The organism is Bradyrhizobium sp. 170, from assembly GCF_023101085.1.
In the GTDB taxonomy this organism is placed as follows: domain Bacteria; phylum Pseudomonadota; class Alphaproteobacteria; order Rhizobiales; family Xanthobacteraceae; genus Bradyrhizobium.
Genome location: NZ_CP064703.1, coordinates 2,696,136 through 2,713,226, shown reverse-complemented (window position 1 = coordinate 2,713,226; position 17,091 = coordinate 2,696,136). Strand labels below are relative to the sequence as shown.

Here is a 17,091-nt window from a genome sequence, read left to right as displayed (position 1 = left end):
ATTGGCCGAGCAGCTTCCACTTTTTGCCGATCAATCGCCCGCTCCCGAGGGTCTGCGCTACGCCACCGGGTTCGTCTCGCCGGTGATCGAACAGGACTTGATGGCGCGCATCGCGGAGCTTCCGTTGCAGCCGTTCCAGTTTGGCCAATATGAAGGCAAGCGGCGCGTGGCCTCATTCGGCTATCGCTACGATTACACCTTGCGGCGCCTGCAGGACGCCGATCCCATCCCCGAATGGCTGGCGCCGCTGATCGAGCGCGTCGAGGCCTTTGGTGGCGCGGGCACTCGGATAGCGCAAATTCTCTGCACCGAATACGACACGGGCGTCGGCATCGGCTGGCACCGCGACAAGCCGCATTTCGACCAGATTTTCGGATTGTCGCTGGGCTCGGCCTGCAAGTTCCGCTTTCGGCGGCCGGCAGGTGACAGATGGACCCGCTTCACGCTCGATGCAGCGCCGCGATCGATCTATCAGATGACCGGTGCCGCCAGATCGGATTGGGAGCACAGTATCCCTCCGGTGGAGGCGCCTCGCTATTCGATCACTTTCCGGACGATGACCCAGCAATCCTGGCCGCGCCTCACCCTTCCCGGACCACGATGACACGACGAACCGGCAGCGCCGATCTTCCCCTTCACGGCGGCCGTGTGCCGCCCTGGCTCGCGGAGCGCATGGCTTCGCTGGGCGCGATCATCACGCAAGCCGTGGTTCACCACTACGGCCGCGACGAATTCCTCCAGCGCCTGTCTCATCCGTTCTGGTTTCAATCCTTTGGTGCCGTCATGGGCATGGATTGGCACTCGTCAGGCATCACCACGAGCGTGATTGGCGCGTTGAAGCGCGGGCTTGCCCCGTTGCAAGGTGAGCTCGGCATCTCCGTATGCGGCGGCCGAGGGAAGCATTCGCGCCGGACGCCGGAGGAATTGATGGCCCTCGCCGAGCGCACGGGCTTCGACGGAACGGCGCTCACGCGTGCCAGTCGGCTGGTGGCCAAGGTCGACAGCGCCGCCGTCCAGGACGGCTTCGAACTTTATCTCCATGGCTTCTTCGTCACCGATAACGGCAAGTGGACTGTCGTTCAGCAGGGCATGAATGGCGACAAAGGCCAGGCCCGACGCTACCACTGGCACTCCGAAAGCTTGCAAAGCTTCGTCGACGAGCCTCACAGCGCAATCGACGGACCCGGTCAGGGCGAGATCGTCAATCTGACCGATCATCGCGCGGAGAAATCCCGCAATGCACAGGTAGACCTCCTCAGCGCGCTTGGACCGGACGGAATCGCACGCGAATTTGCGGCGCTCTCAAACCAGATTGCGGCGCAACCAGAATTGCCGCATCTCGTCATGCCCGCGCATCACGATGTCCGCTTCAGCGATGTGTTCACGCGCCGGCTGCATGGAACGCTGGCCGCCGCTGCCGAGCGCGGCCCGCTGGATTTTCCGGAACTGCTGCTGACGCCGGGCGTCGGTGCACGCACGGTGCAATCGCTGGCGATGGTCGCGGAAGTGGTACACGGCGCACCGTATCGCTTTCGCGATCCTGCCCGTTTTTCCCTCGCCCACGGCGGCAAGGACCGCCATCCCTATCCCGTTCCGATCAAGGTCTACGATGAGACCATCCGTGTACTGAAGTCCGCGGTGCAGCGGGCAAAACTCGGACGCGATGAGGAAATGCAGGCCCTTAAGCGATTAGACGACCAAGCGCGCCGGTTGGAGCGAACCGCAACAGGGCCATCCTTTGAAGCGTTCGTCGCCAGCGAACGAAGCCGATCCGCCTCGCTTGACGGACGCTCGGTGCTAGGATGGGAAGCGGACCTTACCGGTCCTAAGAAGATCGCTCCAAACAAGTCTTGATAGATCGTGTCACCACGATGACTCCCGCGTGCCGGCTCTGCCATCTTAATGCTGCTGGTCAGCACGGCTGGCGCCGGCCTCGATTACGCGCTGCAGAATAGTCGGCTCGGGCGCCACGAGCCTTTGTGAAGTTCACCCAAGCTGGGACCGATGCGCCCGGCCCCCTCACCGCAGCACGCTCATTTCGAGCTGCGCTCTGTTGCCGTGCATGGCGCGTTCCCCATTAACCGACCTTAGGTCCATGCTAGTTGGCACAAGGGAAATCTGGCATTGTGCATCGCACTTGACCGGTGGGTCACGTGTCATGACGAAAAGCACTGCTGGCGACAGCTACAACGTTTTCCTCGTCGAGGACGAAGCGCTAATTCGGATGATTCATCATAATGCTGGAGGCGCTAGGCCATCGCATTTCTCAGCGAGGCCGGCCGGATAGCGCAAGCCATAGCGCTGGCGCGGACCGCTGAATTCGATTTTGCTATCCTCGATGTCAATGTTGGCGGTCAGTTGATTACGCCGATTGCCGAAATCGTCGAACTGCGAAAGCGGCCGATCATTTTCGCGACCGGGTATGCACCTGACGTAATTTCCGAGCCGGTCCGCGATCGGCCGGCGCTGCGCAAGCCATTCATTCGAAGAAATGCAAAAGGCCATCACTCTCGCGATGGCGAGAGATGCCACCAGCCAACGCCGCTACGTCGCGGTTCTTTGCAGAAAGGCCCAGCCGTCGTACGCGCGTAGGGCTGGTCATTCGTTTGTATCTGCCTCAATCATATACTTCTCAAACAGTACTCTTGCGATAGGAGAGCGTTTCGTAGTGGCGCAAATATTCTTCCGCCATCCGCCTTGCGGTAAACCTTTTTTCGAAATGTGCTCGCACCCGTTGTCGATCGAGTTCACCGAGGCGTGCGATGGCCAGGTTGGCTTCCTCTTCGCTCGACACAACAAAGCCCGTTATTCCGTCGTCAACGACTTCCGGTACGGAACCGGCCTTGAACGCAATAACGGGCGTGCCGCAGGCCATGGCCTCGATCATCACGAGGCCAAAAGGCTCAGGCCAATCGATTGGAAAGAGCAGCGCCGCGGCGCCGGCAAGAAACTGACGCTTGGTTTCGTCATTTACCTCGCCGGTAAGCTGGATTTGCTTGCCATCGACCTGCGGCTCAAGTCGTTCCTTGAAGTACCCCCGCTCGCCTCGCGGTACCTTTGCAGCAATATGAAGTGGCATTCCAACTGCACGTGCAATGCGAATTGCGGCTTCCGGTCCTTTCTCTGCGGTGAGACGACCGAGAAAAGCGAGGTACAAACCCCGTTCGAATGAAGGTTCGTACAGGTTGACCGGCAGCCCATGGTATACGGTGCCTATCCATTTCGCTTCGCGCAACGGGACACGCTGGTTGTCCGATATCGACACGAAGGGCGCGGCGGGAAATCGGCCGATCACATCGGGGAAACCCGGCAAATCCATTCGTCCGTGACAGGTGGTCAAAAACGGAGTGCCTAGCCGACTGAGCAACGGAAGGTGCAGCCAATCGATATGCGCGTGGATCACGTCGAATTCAGCCGCTGTTCGTGCCACTTCTTCCAGCAAGGCCGCTTGAACCGCCATTGGATCCGTGCGTGGCCGGCCAAGGCGAAGAGCGCGAGGCCATACAGCATTGAGCCGAGCCATTGTCATTGAATCCCCACTTGCGAAGAGGGTCACCTCATGGCCCAAGCTGACCAGTTCATCAATCAACCACGCAACGACGCGTTCGGTACCGCCATAAAGCTTTGGAGGTACACTTTCCGCTAAAGGTGCTATCTGGCAAATTCGCATCGGCGCTTCCACGTTTCAGGATATCCGCGTGTTTCGTTTTGTTAGCGGCCGCTGACCGTCAGATCTCCGGCCGGCCGTATTGGATCAGCAGATCGAGCCAGTCCTCGAGCAGCCGGCTCATTAGAAATTTCTCCCGAACGCTCTCCTTCGCTCGGGAGCCGAGTTGCTCTCGAAGCTGAGGGTCCTTCAAGACTTGGACTATTCTTGCAGCGGCCTCATCGGGCGTCTTCACCAGAAACCCGTTCCACCCGTCCTTGATTTGGTGACGAATGCCGCCCACGTTCCCGCCGACGACGGCGGCGCCTTTCCACATCGCCTCGGTGACAGTGAGGCCAAACCCCTCGCGGATTGACTTCTGCAAGACCACGGCTGCCTGGCGCTGCAGTGCGTTCACCAGGATTGGATCATCGACCGCGAGGATGACTATGTCCCCATCTATCGAATCCTCCAGGGACTCCAGAATAACATGACCCTCCGGATCGTCGGATGCGTTATTGCCCACCAAGACGAGCGTACTATCCACCTGTTCTCTCGCCCTGCGGAAAGCATCGATGACACCCAGGGGATCCTTCCACCGATCAAACCTGGAAACCTGCACAACCAACGGTCGATCCGTGGGAATTTTGTAATTGGCCAGGAATTGTCGGATCTCTTTCTCAGACAGTTCTCCGTTTTTGGGTGAAAATGGGTCGATCGCCGGTGGCACGAAATGCTGATCTATGCCGAGATGCTGGGCATATTCGGGAAGAGAGAAAATTGCCGCATTGTATTTTTCGATAAAGCCGCTCAGGTAACTCCACACCGGCGCAAATGGCGAGGAAAGGTCGACGTGGCATTGCCACAGCCAGGGCATCTCCCGATCGGGAAACTGCGAGACAAGTGGCAGCGGCTGAGGATCGTGAACAATGATCGCGTCGCACTCTTCGAGATGAAGTCTCGTTGCATTCTCAAATACGACTTCTTCGTATATGGCTCTTTCAGCTTCAGACAAATCTAAGTTCTCACCTTGCAAGGTGTTGTGCAGTTTCTTTGTGCATCCGAAAAAACCGGGAGTGCCTTGAATCAGGTGCCAGTCGGTCTCGATTCCCATCGCGTTCATCATCAGCGTCAGCGGCGTAAGTAGTTCGGTAACGCCGCCGCCATAGAACGTAGAACTGACGTGGGCGACGCGCATCGCGCGGACGCGATCAGCCTTCATGGCTATCCGTTCCGCTGCAGCAGAGCCGATCAGCGGCTCATACTGTTCGATCGTATGGAGCCCAAGTTTGGATCTCTCAACAGCCGAGTTAAGTAGAGACATTGAGCAGTATCCTTTCACAGAGATGGATTTCCATAACCGATCGCCCGGTCCCAATCCTTAGTCAGCCATTGGCGAGATTGTAACGACACTCGGCTCTCGACCTGGCTTCCCGCCGCTCGGGCACGGACGTCCGACGAACCATCACTGAAGCCATTGCTCAGCGACACGCTTTTACCACTTTTTCCCATTCGATAAGCCCAAGCGCCGGTTGAAGTTTCGTAATCAATTGGAAGGGTAGTGCCGATGAATGGACGTTCATCATCGGGCGACGCTTCGGCGAGTTCCGCGTTGCTAAGATGGCCGATGCGTGCCGAGTGCGGTTTCCGAAGGAGATGGGAAGTTGAAGTGAAAAGCGCGTTTTAGGATAGCCGCCTGAACACGGGGGACCTGACGAAGAGACCATGCCCGCAAAGGCGCTATGGATAGCGAGCCCCAAAAATTCCCTGAAAGTTCCCTGGCGTACCCGCCAACAATACCGCCGCCAGACATGGCAGCCTCAAACCCGCTGGGCCAAATGAGCCTCCGTAGCGTGCGGCTTTCAACTCCAACCAAGGCACCCTGGTCGACCAGCGGAATGGTTTGCTACGATCTGCCCGAAACCCCTCACATTCGGTCAGACGAGACTGGAACTTTGGCTGTTATTCCCGAGTTGCGCCTACGTCGAACGTCAAGGTCCAGTCTCCAACGCCATGGCAAACACGTTAGTCACGCGCAATCAATTCAACATCACGCCGCAAGGCATAGTGCATAAGCCGACCGAGGCCGCCTTCGTCCCGGATCCCGGCGATCCGCGTTCCGGCATTGTCCGCTTGGGTCAGCTTGGCAACGAGCTGCCCCAACGGCAATCATTACGAGTCGGAGGACGTTCAGAGGATGATGCGCGAACTGTGGGAAGAGTTCATTGCCGAGAATCCGGAGATGTTCAAGACGTGATCCGTGAAAACCTTGTGGCCGCGTCCGGCAGTCCCAGGTCTCCGCTAATGAAGCGTTAGTGCTTTCCCACGGTCTTTCCAGCCGCCATCTCCTGGGCCATTTCCAGATGATGCCGCAAGGTCGGCAACATCTTGTCAGCCCATTCCTTCAGTTTCGGATCGTCGCCGCCATTGGCATAGCGTTCAAACAGCGAAACGGCATCCTTGTGGCCGCTGACCTGTTCAAGGTTGTAGCGTGAGCTGAAGTCGGCGCCATTAAGAGATTTGAGCTTGTCGAGCTTGGTTTGATGAGTGCTGTCCAACGCGGTCGGTAGCGACGTTTTCCACTCGCCGGCAAGGACCATCAGATCAGCCGAACTCCCTTGGTGATCCTTGATCATGATCCCGGCAAACGTCTTCTGGTCGGCGTTGCCCCGTTCCTGCGCGATCTTGCTGGACTGAATTTCGAACATGTCACTGATGGCAACTTGCTTCACGAAATCTTCCGTCTTCGGCGCGATGCCGAGGGTGGAGTTAATGCCGGTCTTTTCGCCTACGGATTGCGCCATTGCAGGCGCGCCAAGGAGGATGAGCGCAAGGCATGGGGCTAGATACTTCATTTGTAATCCTTCCTGAAGACGGAACCTCCGGTATCAATCGGCGACGGCCCACTTCGTTCCTCGCATCAAAACCACGCGCCCCCTCGCCTGCCCGGCTCAGCGCAGGAACGATCGTGCCAGGCGGATGTTAAGTACAATTGCGATCAATGAGAGCGCAGGCCGAGCCATGCTGGACTATCCCCGCCCTCCGTTTCCGAACCAACGCCAGCCAATGCCCGGCAAGACTGCCGCGATGAATCCGGCGCCTGATCATGGCGAAACGTCCTACAAGGGCAGCGGCCGCCTCAACGGCAAGAAGGCCGTTATCACCGGCGGCGATAGCGGGATCGGCCGCGCGGTTGCCATCGCCTATGCCCGCGAGGGAGCTGACGTTCTGATCTCCTATCTCGACGAGCAAGACGACGCCCGGGAGACCGAGCGGCTGGTGACGGAAGCCGGCAGAAAGGCCGTCCTGCTTCCCGGCGACATACAGGATCCCGGTCAATGCCGCGCAGTCATCGCGAAGGCCGTTTCGGATCTCGGCGGAATCGATATCCTCGTCAACAACGCGGCCCATCAGGCCAGTTTCAAATCGATCGACGACATCAGCGACGAGGAATGGGAGCTGACGTTCAAGGTGAACATCCACGCGATGTTCTATCTCACCAAGGCAGCGATAAGGCACATGAAGCCGGGAAGCTGCATCATCAACACGGCGTCGATCAATTCGGATGTACCCAACCCGACACTGTTGGCCTATGCAACGACCAAGGGTGCGATCCACAATTTCACGGCGGGATTGGCGCAGATGCTGGCCGACAAAGGCATTCGCGCCAATGCGGTCGCCCCGGGACCGATCTGGACGCCGCTCATTCCTTCGACCTTGCCCGACGACTCTGTGAAGAATTTCGGCAAACAGGTGCCGATGAAGCGCCCCGGCCAGCCCGTCGAGTTGGCCACGGCCTATGTCATGCTGGCCGATCCGCTCTCGAGCTACGTATCCGGCGCGACGATCGCCGTCACTGGCGGAAAGCCCTTCCTATAGCAGACGTTCCTACCGGCCCCTTAGGCATCCAAGGCCCCTTTTCTCGCCGGAGCCTTGGCTGCCAGTGCCGGGTCAGGCGGCGTTCGACGCCTTGGTGTTGACGCCCTTCCGAAGCGCGATGGTATTGAGCTTCGTGTTCGCAGCCTTTTCCTCGTTGAGGTTGGTGGTCAGGAAGCGAACCACTTCGTCATGACCGAGCTTCTCGGCCCAGGCAATCAGCGTACCGTAGCGGCAGATCTCATAGTGTTCGACGGCTTGCGCGCCGGCGACGATCGCCGCATCAAGCACAGCCTCGTCCGCTATCTCGCCGGTCAACTCATCGGCCTCCTTGATCAGACCATCGATGGCCGGGCATTGCGTGCCGCTTGGCTGCTGCTCAAGCTTCAGAAACACCTTGTCCAGCCGCTCGATCTGCTTGTTGGTCTCCTCCAGATGCGCCTTGAGGCCGGCGATAAGATCGCGGTTGGTTGCCTTGTCGATCATCTTCGGCAACGCCTTCGTGATCTGCTGTTCTGCATAATAAATATCCTGCAAGCCGTGCAGGAACAGGTCGTCCATCGTCTTGATGTCTTGCGTGAATAGGCCCATGGGCAATCCTCCTGATTGGATGCTCGCTAAACGTTATTGCCAGGATTATTGTTCCTAACCAGCCCCTCTCGCTCCTCGGACGAGCCTCCTGCGCGAACATGTCTACGGCTTGGCGGATCCGGGCTCGGCCATTTTACGATGCTGACGCGCCAAAATGCCCGAGGCGGCAAGGCTGCGACGTGTTCGTCTATTTCGACAACGACCAGAAAAGCGCGGCACCGGCCGATGCCAGACGCCTGACTGAGTTGACGGCGCCGGCCCGACGACAGCGGAACTGATAGGAACCACTCCTCTGATCGGCCGTTTGTCCTCCAGAAATCATTTGGTCGACTTATTGGGCTTTCGGATGGATCATTTCGTCGATCGGCGCAGCAAGTCGCTTTGGATGGACGTTGCGGTCGCCCCAAACGCGACACCGCTCCAGGGCAGCAAGGAATGCGATGTTGTAATTATTGGCGCGGGTATTGCCGGGATTTCCACGGCCTATGAACTCGCCCTCGGAGGTTCGCGGGTCATCGTGGTTGATCGTGGGAAGATCGCAGGCGGCATAACGGCGCGTACCACCGCGCATCTGGCGCCGCTATGCGATGATCTGACCTCGGCGATGATAAGCTTTCGTGGCGAGGAAATGTCCCGCCTGTTCTATGAGAGTCAGGCGGCAGCCGTAGATCGCATCGAGGAAATTCAGAAGCGGGAATCCATCGACTGCGATTTTCGGCGGCTGGACGGTTATCTGTTTCAGGCGTTCAACACCGACTCCAAGATCATCGAGGATGAACTGGAGGCGGTCCGCAAGGTCGGCGCGCCGGTTGATCGGCTGGTCGGCGTCCCCCTCGCCCATTGCGGGCAGCAGCACGCGTTGCGCTATACGCGCCAAGGCACCTTCCATCCGCTCAGATATCTCAAGGGTCTTGTCGCGGCTATCGAGGCAAAGAGCGGCAGCTTCCACTCTGACACGGTTGTCGAAGGTTTCGAAGAGCGCGACGACGGCAAGGTGATTATTACGGCTGGCAGCCGGACGATAACGGCCCGGGCTGCGGTCGTGGCGACCAATGCTCCAATCGTCGATCGATTTGCGCTGCATACCAAAATGGCTCCCTATCGCACCTACGCGATGGCCCTTTCGATTCCGAAGGGAGCCATTCCGGACGCCCTATACTGGGACACGCTCGACCCCTACCACTATGTGCGGCTGCAGCCTGGCGATGGTCGAACCGACTTTCTCATCGTCGGCGGCGGCGACCACAAGAGCGGCGAAGCCGATGACGCCGAGGTCCGCTTTCAGGCTCTCGAGGCCTGGACGCGTAACCTCGTTCCAGCCGCGCAAGACGTCACCCATCGGTGGTCGGGCCAGGTCCTCGACACCATCGATTATGCCGGCTTCATCGGCCGAAATCCGGGAAGCAACAGTGTCTATGTACATACCGGCGATTCCGGCCAAGGCATGACGCACGGGCTTGTGGGCGCGATAATCAACTCAGCGCTGATCCTGGGGCGAGAAGCCAAATGGGCCGAAGTCTATGAACCCTCGCGAAAGACGCCCGCCGCGATCGGCAACTTCCTGCGAGAGAATGTAACCGCCGTGAAGAACTTTGCCGAGTACCTCGCGCCGGGCGAACTGGCCGATATCAGCGAGCTGAAAGCCGGGCACGGCGCTATCATCCGGCAGGGTACGAGCAAGATCGCAGCCTATCGTGATCCTTCCGGCACGCTGTACGCCCGCTCGGCGGCCTGTACGCATCTGGGCTGCCACCTGCACTGGAATTCCTTCGAGACCTGCTGGGATTGTCCCTGTCACGGATCTCATTTTGCAGTCGATGGAACGCCGCTCAATGCGCCCGCTGTCGGCCCGCTGGCTGAGGTAAGTATCAAGGCGGAGCGACGCGATGGCGAAGAACTAGAGAACGAACCGAGGGACCTCACCCCATTCGAAAATCTCAATCGCCTTACCTAGGTCACCGCACGGACGATCCGCGCCGCCCAATGTCCGCGCGACAGTCACAAGCTTTTCGGGGTCCGGACGCGTTCGCTTAAATACTGGATTAGCACGACTGTTTTTGCATCGAGGATCTCTCTGGTGGCGACCATGTTCGCAGCGTTCTCCAGGGTGGTTTCGACTACCTCGATATCTTCCCCCTCCTCCTTGAGTCCGCCACCACCGGAAATTTTTTGTGCAGGCGAATAGGAACAAGTGAAGAAGAAAACCTTCTCCATGATCGATGCGGGACTGACATAAAGCTCGAACAATCGTTCGACCTCAACAATCCGGTAGCCTAGCTCTTCTTCGATCTCTTTTCTGATCCGCTCTTCGGCCGTTGCGCCGTCGAGCTTCCCGGCGCAGGCCTCCAGCGCGTTCTCTTTTCCATCTTGGAGGAATATGGGAAGCCTCAATTGCCGCGTCAGCAATACTGTCCTGCGGGCCGGATCATAGGGAAGAATGACAGCAGAGTTTCCGCTATCGTAGATCTCGCGCTTGCGCTGCTGCTGGTCGCCATCTCGTCTACGCTGGGCATAACTGACGCTCATCAGCTTGCCTTTTTTGCTTTGCACGCGCGTTTCGATATTACGGATCTGCACCGTTTCGCCGACCGGTCTCATGGCCAATAAACGCCGACGAACGGTTTTCGATCCAGGCGTTACTCTCGAGTCCGGAACGAGCGGACGCTGCTCGCGTTGGCTCCAAAGTGAGGAGACCACCGCCATGGCATTGAATGCCCATACCGATCCAATGACCGAAGCCCAGCGCAAGGAACTCAAGCGCCTCTGCGACGAAGCGGACGTTCCCGATAAGTCCGGCGAGTTACTCACGTGCACGGGCGCGCAACAAATGATCGACGAACTTCGTCACAAGGCTGCCGAGCATCGATCAAAGATCTAAGTCACACCATGCTCGGCTGAACCAAGCCTGGCCCTGCAAGTTCGTGTCGAGTGCCGGCCGCCCCGGCAGAGACCAGGGCGAGATGGTCTCAGTTCGCCCCGCTGAGGCCATCCGGATGGGAAGAAAGAACCCGCGATGAAGTATTTTGCACTCCTCTTGATCGTAGTGCTAGGCAATCAGTCGGTTGCGCTCGCGCGGAGCGGCGGCCCAAGCGGTCGTGGCTGAGATCCCGCCGGAAGCTCGGAAAACCCAAGGGCAGCGCCCAGTGGAACGACAGGCGCAGCATCAGGCCCGAGCGGCAGCGGCAGTTCGACCTCGGCCGGTCGCGGCGACAACAACGACCAAGGCAGGGACAAGATGCCCGATAGCGATATATCGGTTAGGCCCGCGCCCGGTAAACCGGCCATTCCACCGCCACGCCCGCAATAAAAGCGTGACCGGCGGACCGGGGCCGCTTCTCGCACAGGTGCGCGGCATGGATGCGCCGCCGACCCTACCAACGCGCGCCACGCGACGCTGCGAAACAGTAAGTCATCGGATGCATCGGATGCCTGCTCTATGGAAATTCAAGCTGGGCTTCCTGAGCGGTCCAAAGAACCTTCATCGCTCATACTTTCCAGACTCATTAGAAGCTCGGGCAGATCACCTGCAACGATGGAGCATCCAGCCTCCAGCAGAGCTTCCTTGGCGAATCCGCCAGTAAGGAGACCGGCGGCTGCCACACCGGCTGACCTCGCGGCCTCGGCATCATATGGAGTATCGCCAATCATGATAGCCTGCTTGACCGACACACCTAACCTTCGAACCGCCAACCCCACCAGCCGAGGGTCTGGCTTGCCATGCTCGACATCGTCCCCACACGCCACACAGGAGATAAGGTCGTCAACATCCAGAAGCGATCGGTAATGTTTGAGTTCTGGGCCTTTGCAATCCGTTGCCAGCGCAATTCGTCCGCCAGCTTTGGCTATCGCCTCAAGTACATCACGCACGCCCGCGAAGGGCTTTGCCATTGCCAGATATTTGCCGTCGTAAACTTTCTCCTTGGCTTCAAGCACCCTTTTGCGCTCTTCAGCGCTCATAGCGGGAGCAATGAGCTGAAGCGTCTGGTCGCCGTCCAATCCGGAATAGAGTTGCAAAATTTCATAGGGTACCGTTGCGCCAAAATTGGCCAATGACTCCTGCAGGCTCAGCAAATTCTGGCGCACACAGTCGACTAGCGTACCTTCCACATCGAATATGTAGCCCGAAAACAGCATACAGCCTCCCACACCTTACACCGCGAGCGGCCTGACGATGATAAAGCTGTGCGGTCGAAACGGTTCCTAGACAAATGGCAAAGCAATCATACTTCGATCTGAAGCGCCCTTTGTCGCGTTAGATATTGGGGTTCGGGCGCCCCCTGCCGCGATATCAAGGCTCCCGCGGCGAGGGCCAAGCTCGCAAAACATCGATTGTTCGGTCAAGATCAACTCCCAACCTGGCGTTAGACGCTTTGGAGTTGTTCAGTAATCCACGATCCCTGCGATTGCCGACATCGCAGCGGAGTCGCGATAGTCGATTGATGACCGGAGCGGATGGAACACCAACCATACCTCAAAAGCAGCGCCCAGAACGGGGCTGATGCCGAGACCTGTCCTCGTACGCAAGGTCGACCCAGCAAAACTGCCTGCACTCTCGGCGTGGGACCAACAGCTGCTCGAACTCGTAGGTTGCATAGCACGTTTTGCTTCCGCTTTCGCCAATGCAGCGAGCGCGGGCGTCGAAACCACCCGGTTACGCTGCCCGTCAAGAGGGCCGAAATCAACGGTTGCAAATTTCAATTCGACCACGGCAACAACCACTACTCGCGATCTAATGTTGCACGAGCGATCACCTGGTTACGGATTCGAAGCGGTCCGCAGGGCGAAGATTGGAGGTGGCCCTCCAGAGGAACGTTTGTGGCGGCTGCCGATTTATCCGTCCAGACGCGTTGCACAGGAGGTGTGACATGGGGCCTGACGAGGTTCTGCGGGGAACGTTAATGTATTTCGTGCTGCCGCTTTGGCTTGCCGCCGGCTTTGCCGATTATCTCTGTCATCGCGCCGCCCATATCGAAAAGACGAGCGGATGGAGAGAGTCGATCCTGCACCTTCTTCAGTTCGGCGAAATGGCTATTCCGGTGCTGGCTGCGCTTTTCTTTGAAATTACATCGGGCGTTATTCTGATTATGATCGTGTTTCTGATTCTTCATGAAGCGACTGCCATTTGGGATGTCCGCTACGCATCGGCAATGCGCGAGATCCAGCCGGCCGAACAGCACGTCCACAGCGTTCTCGAAATGCTTCCCCTAACGGGCTTGCTGCTGGTGATTGCACTTCACTGGCCAGCCTTCGCAGCATTGTTCGGCATTGGTATGCCGGATTTTTCATTCACGCTGAAGCAGCAACCGCTACCCATCCCTTACATCTTCACGATGCTGGTCTTGACCGCGCTCCTCGAAGTTTTGCCCTACCTGGAGGAGTTGATCCGCGGTCTGCGTCACCGGAACCAGCCAGCACAGGAATAATCTATGCGCATCCTGATCGTTGGTGGCACGGGTTTCATTGGATCTGCTATTCACGCACGGCTTTCCGTCGAGGGGCACGAGTGCATATCGGTGTCGCGCTCCCCGACGGGGCTGCGCGGGGTGCGTCACGTAGCCGTCGACCTTGCTCAGACGACGGACCCTGCCAACTGGAAACCAATTCTCAAAGGCATCGACGCAGTTATCAATGCAGCGGGAGCGCTGCAAGGGCAGGATATGCATGGCGTTCATATCTCGGGCAGCGGCGCGCTTTACGCCGCTTGCGAATCGGAGGGCATCCGCCGCGTCATCCTTCTTTCCGCCATTGGCGCAAATCGTGATACCCCGAGCGTCTTCTCGCGCACTAAGCGGGAGGGCGAAGCGGCACTGACGTCACGCGACCTCGATTGGGTTGTTCTGCGTCCCTCCGTTGTGATCGGCAGAGGCGCCTACGGGGGCAGCGCTTTGTTGCGTGGCCTTGCGTCGTTGCCGATTCTGCCAGTCATGCCCGACACGGCGCTCATTCAACCAGTGCATCTGGACGATGTTGTCGAGACTATCGCCTTTTTCACGAGACCCAACGCCCCCTCGCGTATCGCGCTGGATTTGCCCGGGCCACTGCAGATGACTTTCAGCGATGCAGTTGCTCTCTTCCGCCGCTGGCTGCGATGGCGACCCGCTCGCCCTTTGAAGCTGCCTTTATGGGCTGCCTCGTCCTTTTATCTAGTGGGGAACGTCGCCCAGACATTCGGCTGGCGAACACCCATCAACACGACAGCCCAAGCCGAAATGCGACGCGGTGCCACCGGCGATCCGGAGCCTTGGCGTCGTGAGACAGGAATCGCACCGCGCGATGTTGAAGTCGCGCTCGCAAGCGAACCCGCGTCAGTTCAGGAGCGTTGGTTTGCGCGGCTGTATTCACTGAAACCACTCATATTCGGCGTCTTCGGCCTGTTCTGGATCGTCACCGGCGTCATTTCGCTCGGTCCGGGCTGGAACCACGGCATGTCCTTGCTCCAGGAAGGCGGGCTGGAAGGAAACTTCGCTGCCCTCACCGTTACCGCAGGAGCCCTCGCCGATATCGTCATTGGCCTGGCCATCCTTTCGCGGCCGTTAAGCCGTTATGGCTTGTGGGCTGCGCTTATCATCTCGTTAGCGTACATCGTGATAGGGACGGCCCTGGTCCCGCGATTGTGGAGCGACCCGCTCGGTCCCATGCTCAAGATCTGGCCGGTGCTGATGCTCAATTTGGTGGCGATGGCGATCCGGGAGGACCGGTGACATTTTACTTCCTCCTCAAGACGGTACACGTCATCGGCGCGGCCGTCCTCCTCGGCACCGGCGCCGGCATCGCCTTCTTTCTGCTTGTGGCGCATCTGCGGGGCGAGCCGCGTGAAGTGGCCGGCGTTGCGCGGACCGTAGTACTGGCTGATTTCCTGTTTACCGCGACTGCCATTGTTCTTCAGCCAATTACGGGGGTCTGGCTCGCCTGGTTGAGCGGCTATTCTCTCGGGGATGGATGGATCGCAGCTTCCATTCTGCTCTATGTAGTGACTGGCGCTTTCTGGTTGCCGGTGGTGTGGATGCAGATGCGCATGCGGGATCTTGCCATCCGCGCCGTCAAGTCAAACTCATCGCTACCCTACGAGTACACGCGTCTTTTCCGTTGGTGGTTCGCCTTCGGTTTTCCCGCGTTCGCCGCCATACTCATCATCTTCTGGCTCATGATCGCCCGTCCTGCCATCCCCTATTGGGACTAATCTCTCCTCCGTTTGGTTCGTCCGTTCTTTTCCAGCGATTCGACGAAGTGCCTATCGGTGTGGCGACCTTCATAGGCGTCATCAATTTCCTTAAGGACCGCCTCCGCTTTCTTGGAATCAACAGCCAGCAGGATCGCATCGATTTTCGCTTCCATGCGATCATCGCCTTCTTTCGACTGCGGTGACCCAACGTGCAACAGTATCGCGAGTCCTGCGACCTGCCAGAGCAACTGCAGAAATTCCGACTGCCAGTTCTCAAGCGTGTCTCTCATCATTTGGATGAAATAGCCGCTGAATTCAATGGTTGCGCTGTGGTCTTGCTGCTCGCGCACAAATGCAACCCATCCAAAGATCCAGTGGCCTGACAAACTGATCAGGAAGAGCGAGAGCGTAACCCAAAGAAAGCCGTAGCGGCTCCAGATCGACTTGCGCGGCATGGCATCCTCCTGCGTTGCCCAACATTCAACGCGACTGCCGCCCCTGCGGTTGCCAACTGTCTCGTCGCGCCTCCATTGGAACCTAGACGAGAGATGCTAGTACGCAGGTCAGGGAATTGCGCCGCTCTCAAACCAGGGACCATCATCTCCGAATGATCCAGCGTGTGTCTCAGAAGTGTTCCGGCGGCGGCGTCTCGATGCCACCTGGGACACGTTGCTCCCGCAAGTGGCGGTGACCCGCCATTGAAGCCGGACCTCTATCAGGTGAGTTTGGGGACGTCCCACATCACTCGCTGTTGATCATCGGCTGCAGCTGATACAACCATTTGCAGCCATTCCGCCAATGCCCCGGCTCCCCGGCCAGTTGGCACAATCGTTAGGAACGATTTACGTCCGATGGCGTAGGAATCTCGTGGCGTCTGGCGTCGCCTATACTAACTCCATGAAAGGCTCTAGCTCTTTGCGCCGACGACGCTGGAGGCCACCTCGGGGTTACGCAGGCGTCCCTCTGCGCGTTGATCATGGCTTTTTGCCGCCGCTGTTGGGCACTTTGCGCTCTCCTATACGGGAGGCCGATCACGTTCCTGCCAAGACACCTTCCACGGCCTGCAACGAGATTGCATGTCCGGCGTTGTGGAAATGGATGTTCGAGTAAGGGTGTGGCAACATGCATATGCAAGTGACAGCAGAGCAATTCGTATTGAATGGCGACAAGCTTACGCACGGTCCGACTGGCGCAACGTTTTGGATGGGAGACAAAGACGTCGTCTGTTGCGAACCGGGTCGTTTAACTCTTGAGACCGGCGATGACTATCAGCTCGACGAACTCAAGGACGAAGCTTGGCGCATTATGGCAGTTGAGCGGAAGTCATGCACTTAAGCGCCGGACTGCTCTCATTTGATTAGTTTGACGGCACGATGGATGGCCGAAATCTTCAAACCCGCGGTTTGGCGCGAATTCGATCTCTCAGAAATTGGATAGAAACGACCGTCTTGGCGTCGATGATGTCGCCGGCAGCAACTATCGCTGCGTCCTGCTGCAGCAGGTTTCATATCTCCTCCCTCATCAGCCAGGCCGTCGCACTCGGACACCTTGTCCGCCGCTGAGTAGGCGCAAGAACGTGATCTTCTCCACCACGGTGGCGGGCTGACGTAGACTTTCCATCTAGGTGCTTCGTGATTCGAGCCTCGGCATTCTCACTGTCGAGCTTGCCGGCACATGCTTCTATAAAGTGGTCCAGGCCGTCCCTGTTGGCGGGTGATTAGAACGGTATTTCGACTGGCGCAGGACGACGGGCGAATTGCCGTGATCGTAGATCTCCCGCTTGCGCTATTGCCAACCGCCGTCCCGTCTGCGCGGT

16 protein-coding genes and 1 pseudogene are annotated in these 17,091 nt (G+C 58.4%); 9 read left to right on the top strand and 8 right to left on the bottom strand.

Annotated elements, in window-relative coordinates:
- Nucleotide 1: 1 nt before the first annotated feature.
- Both IVB05_RS12660 and IVB05_RS12655 read left to right on the top strand, forming a co-directional pair.
- Nucleotides 2-604, top strand: coding sequence for an alpha-ketoglutarate-dependent dioxygenase AlkB (locus IVB05_RS12660; protein WP_247784685.1), 603 nt, complete (start codon nucleotides 2-4; stop codon nucleotides 602-604).
- On the top strand, nucleotides 601-1,854 hold the full coding sequence (locus IVB05_RS12655; protein ID WP_247784684.1) for a DUF763 domain-containing protein: 1,254 nt from the start codon (nucleotides 601-603) through the stop codon (nucleotides 1,852-1,854). Before IVB05_RS12660 ends, IVB05_RS12655 begins: the two co-directional genes overlap by 4 nt.
- Before the next feature lie 378 nt (nucleotides 1,855-2,232).
- Here the strand turns inward: IVB05_RS12655 and IVB05_RS43755 are convergent, their stop codons facing one another.
- The 4 genes from IVB05_RS43755 to IVB05_RS12635 all read right to left on the bottom strand — a co-directional run bounded on the left by IVB05_RS43755 (nucleotide 2,233) and on the right by IVB05_RS12635 (nucleotide 6,501).
- Nucleotides 2,233-2,532, bottom strand: coding sequence for a hypothetical protein (locus tag IVB05_RS43755; protein WP_346771850.1), 300 nt, complete (start codon nucleotides 2,530-2,532; stop codon nucleotides 2,233-2,235).
- Nucleotides 2,533-2,632: 100 nt separating this feature from the next.
- Complete coding sequence (locus IVB05_RS12645) at nucleotides 2,633-3,670, bottom strand: glycosyltransferase family 4 protein (RefSeq protein ID WP_247784683.1); 1,038 nt, start codon at nucleotides 3,668-3,670, stop codon at nucleotides 2,633-2,635.
- 58 nt (nucleotides 3,671-3,728) lie between these two features.
- Entirely contained in the window at nucleotides 3,729-4,970 is a 1,242-nt protein-coding gene (locus tag IVB05_RS12640) for a glycosyltransferase (RefSeq protein ID WP_247784682.1), read from the bottom strand.
- 988 nt (nucleotides 4,971-5,958) lie between these two features.
- Nucleotides 5,959-6,501 (bottom strand): DUF4142 domain-containing protein, encoded by a 543-nt coding sequence (locus IVB05_RS12635; RefSeq protein WP_247784680.1) that lies wholly within the window; start codon nucleotides 6,499-6,501, stop codon nucleotides 5,959-5,961.
- 166 nt (nucleotides 6,502-6,667) lie between these two features.
- On the opposite strand from IVB05_RS12635, the gene IVB05_RS12630 reads away from it, so the two are divergent.
- Nucleotides 6,668-7,525: an SDR family oxidoreductase gene (locus tag IVB05_RS12630; RefSeq protein WP_247784677.1), complete on the top strand. Its 858-nt coding sequence runs from the start codon at nucleotides 6,668-6,670 to the stop codon at nucleotides 7,523-7,525.
- Nucleotides 7,526-7,597: 72 nt separating this feature from the next.
- On the opposite strand, the gene IVB05_RS12625 is transcribed toward IVB05_RS12630, so the two are convergent.
- Nucleotides 7,598-8,113, bottom strand: coding sequence for a ferritin-like domain-containing protein (locus IVB05_RS12625; RefSeq protein ID WP_247784676.1), 516 nt, complete (start codon nucleotides 8,111-8,113; stop codon nucleotides 7,598-7,600).
- A 161-nt stretch (nucleotides 8,114-8,274) separates the two neighbouring features.
- On the opposite strand from IVB05_RS12625, the pseudogene IVB05_RS12620 reads away from it, so the two are divergent.
- Nucleotides 8,275-8,391 (top strand): annotated as a pseudogene (locus IVB05_RS12620) (DUF72 domain-containing protein); the annotation flags it as partial.
- A 68-nt stretch (nucleotides 8,392-8,459) separates the two neighbouring features.
- Nucleotides 8,460-10,067 (top strand): FAD-dependent oxidoreductase, encoded by a 1,608-nt coding sequence (locus tag IVB05_RS12615; RefSeq protein WP_247784673.1) that lies wholly within the window; start codon nucleotides 8,460-8,462, stop codon nucleotides 10,065-10,067.
- A gap of 44 nt (nucleotides 10,068-10,111) precedes the next feature.
- Here IVB05_RS12615 and IVB05_RS12610 read toward each other — a convergent pair whose 3' ends face one another.
- Nucleotides 10,112-10,816 (bottom strand): NUDIX domain-containing protein, encoded by a 705-nt coding sequence (locus IVB05_RS12610; protein ID WP_247784671.1) that lies wholly within the window; start codon nucleotides 10,814-10,816, stop codon nucleotides 10,112-10,114.
- On the opposite strand from IVB05_RS12610, the gene IVB05_RS12605 reads away from it, so the two are divergent.
- Entirely contained in the window at nucleotides 10,815-10,991 is a 177-nt protein-coding gene (locus IVB05_RS12605; RefSeq protein WP_247784669.1) for a DUF3072 domain-containing protein, read from the top strand. The two genes, IVB05_RS12610 and IVB05_RS12605, sit on opposite strands and share 2 nt — an antisense overlap.
- A 566-nt stretch (nucleotides 10,992-11,557) precedes the next feature.
- Here IVB05_RS12605 and IVB05_RS12600 read toward each other — a convergent pair.
- On the bottom strand, nucleotides 11,558-12,247 hold the full coding sequence (locus IVB05_RS12600) for an HAD family hydrolase (protein ID WP_247784667.1): 690 nt from the start codon (nucleotides 12,245-12,247) through the stop codon (nucleotides 11,558-11,560).
- Nucleotides 12,248-12,978: 731 nt separating this feature from the next.
- Here IVB05_RS12600 and IVB05_RS12595 point away from each other — a divergent pair.
- From IVB05_RS12595 to IVB05_RS12585, 3 genes are read left to right on the top strand one after another with little or no spacing between them, the layout of a single operon-like run.
- The gene (locus tag IVB05_RS12595) at nucleotides 12,979-13,536 is read left to right on the top strand and encodes a diguanylate cyclase (RefSeq protein ID WP_247784665.1); all 558 of its coding nucleotides are present in this window, start codon (nucleotides 12,979-12,981) and stop codon (nucleotides 13,534-13,536) included.
- 3 nt (nucleotides 13,537-13,539) lie between these two features.
- Complete coding sequence (locus tag IVB05_RS12590) at nucleotides 13,540-14,814, top strand: SDR family oxidoreductase (RefSeq protein ID WP_247784663.1); 1,275 nt, start codon at nucleotides 13,540-13,542, stop codon at nucleotides 14,812-14,814.
- Nucleotides 14,811-15,293: a DUF2269 domain-containing protein gene (locus IVB05_RS12585; protein ID WP_247784660.1), complete on the top strand. Its 483-nt coding sequence runs from the start codon at nucleotides 14,811-14,813 to the stop codon at nucleotides 15,291-15,293. Before IVB05_RS12590 ends, IVB05_RS12585 begins: the two co-directional genes overlap by 4 nt.
- On the opposite strand, the gene IVB05_RS12580 is transcribed toward IVB05_RS12585, so the two are convergent.
- Nucleotides 15,290-15,730, bottom strand: a complete 441-nt coding sequence (locus IVB05_RS12580) for a DUF6766 family protein (RefSeq protein WP_247784659.1) — start codon at nucleotides 15,728-15,730, stop codon at nucleotides 15,290-15,292. The genes IVB05_RS12585 and IVB05_RS12580 overlap by 4 nt on opposite strands.
- Nucleotides 15,731-17,091: the final 1,361 nt, after the last annotated feature.

What these genes read in the sequence shown, in the direction of transcription:
- IVB05_RS12655 (WP_247784684.1), top strand. Translation starts at nt 601, where the DNA reads ATGACACGACGAACCGGCAGCGCCGATCTTCCCCTTCACGGCGGCCGT.
- IVB05_RS12645 (WP_247784683.1), bottom strand. Translation starts at nt 3,670, where the DNA reads ATGCGAATTTGCCAGATAGCACCTTTAGCGGAAAGTGTACCTCCAAAG.
- IVB05_RS12640 (WP_247784682.1), bottom strand. Translation starts at nt 4,970, where the DNA reads ATGTCTCTACTTAACTCGGCTGTTGAGAGATCCAAACTTGGGCTCCAT.
- IVB05_RS12635 (WP_247784680.1), bottom strand. Translation starts at nt 6,501, where the DNA reads ATGAAGTATCTAGCCCCATGCCTTGCGCTCATCCTCCTTGGCGCGCCT.
- IVB05_RS12630 (WP_247784677.1), top strand. Translation starts at nt 6,668, where the DNA reads ATGCTGGACTATCCCCGCCCTCCGTTTCCGAACCAACGCCAGCCAATG.
- IVB05_RS12625 (WP_247784676.1), bottom strand. Translation starts at nt 8,113, where the DNA reads ATGGGCCTATTCACGCAAGACATCAAGACGATGGACGACCTGTTCCTG.
- IVB05_RS12615 (WP_247784673.1), top strand. Translation starts at nt 8,460, where the DNA reads ATGGATCATTTCGTCGATCGGCGCAGCAAGTCGCTTTGGATGGACGTT.
- IVB05_RS12605 (WP_247784669.1), top strand. Translation starts at nt 10,815, where the DNA reads ATGGCATTGAATGCCCATACCGATCCAATGACCGAAGCCCAGCGCAAG.
- IVB05_RS12610 (WP_247784671.1), bottom strand. Translation starts at nt 10,816, where the DNA reads ATGGCGGTGGTCTCCTCACTTTGGAGCCAACGCGAGCAGCGTCCGCTC.
- IVB05_RS12600 (WP_247784667.1), bottom strand. Translation starts at nt 12,247, where the DNA reads ATGCTGTTTTCGGGCTACATATTCGATGTGGAAGGTACGCTAGTCGAC.
- IVB05_RS12595 (WP_247784665.1), top strand. Translation starts at nt 12,979, where the DNA reads ATGGGGCCTGACGAGGTTCTGCGGGGAACGTTAATGTATTTCGTGCTG.
- IVB05_RS12590 (WP_247784663.1), top strand. Translation starts at nt 13,540, where the DNA reads ATGCGCATCCTGATCGTTGGTGGCACGGGTTTCATTGGATCTGCTATT.
- IVB05_RS12580 (WP_247784659.1), bottom strand. Translation starts at nt 15,730, where the DNA reads ATGCCGCGCAAGTCGATCTGGAGCCGCTACGGCTTTCTTTGGGTTACG.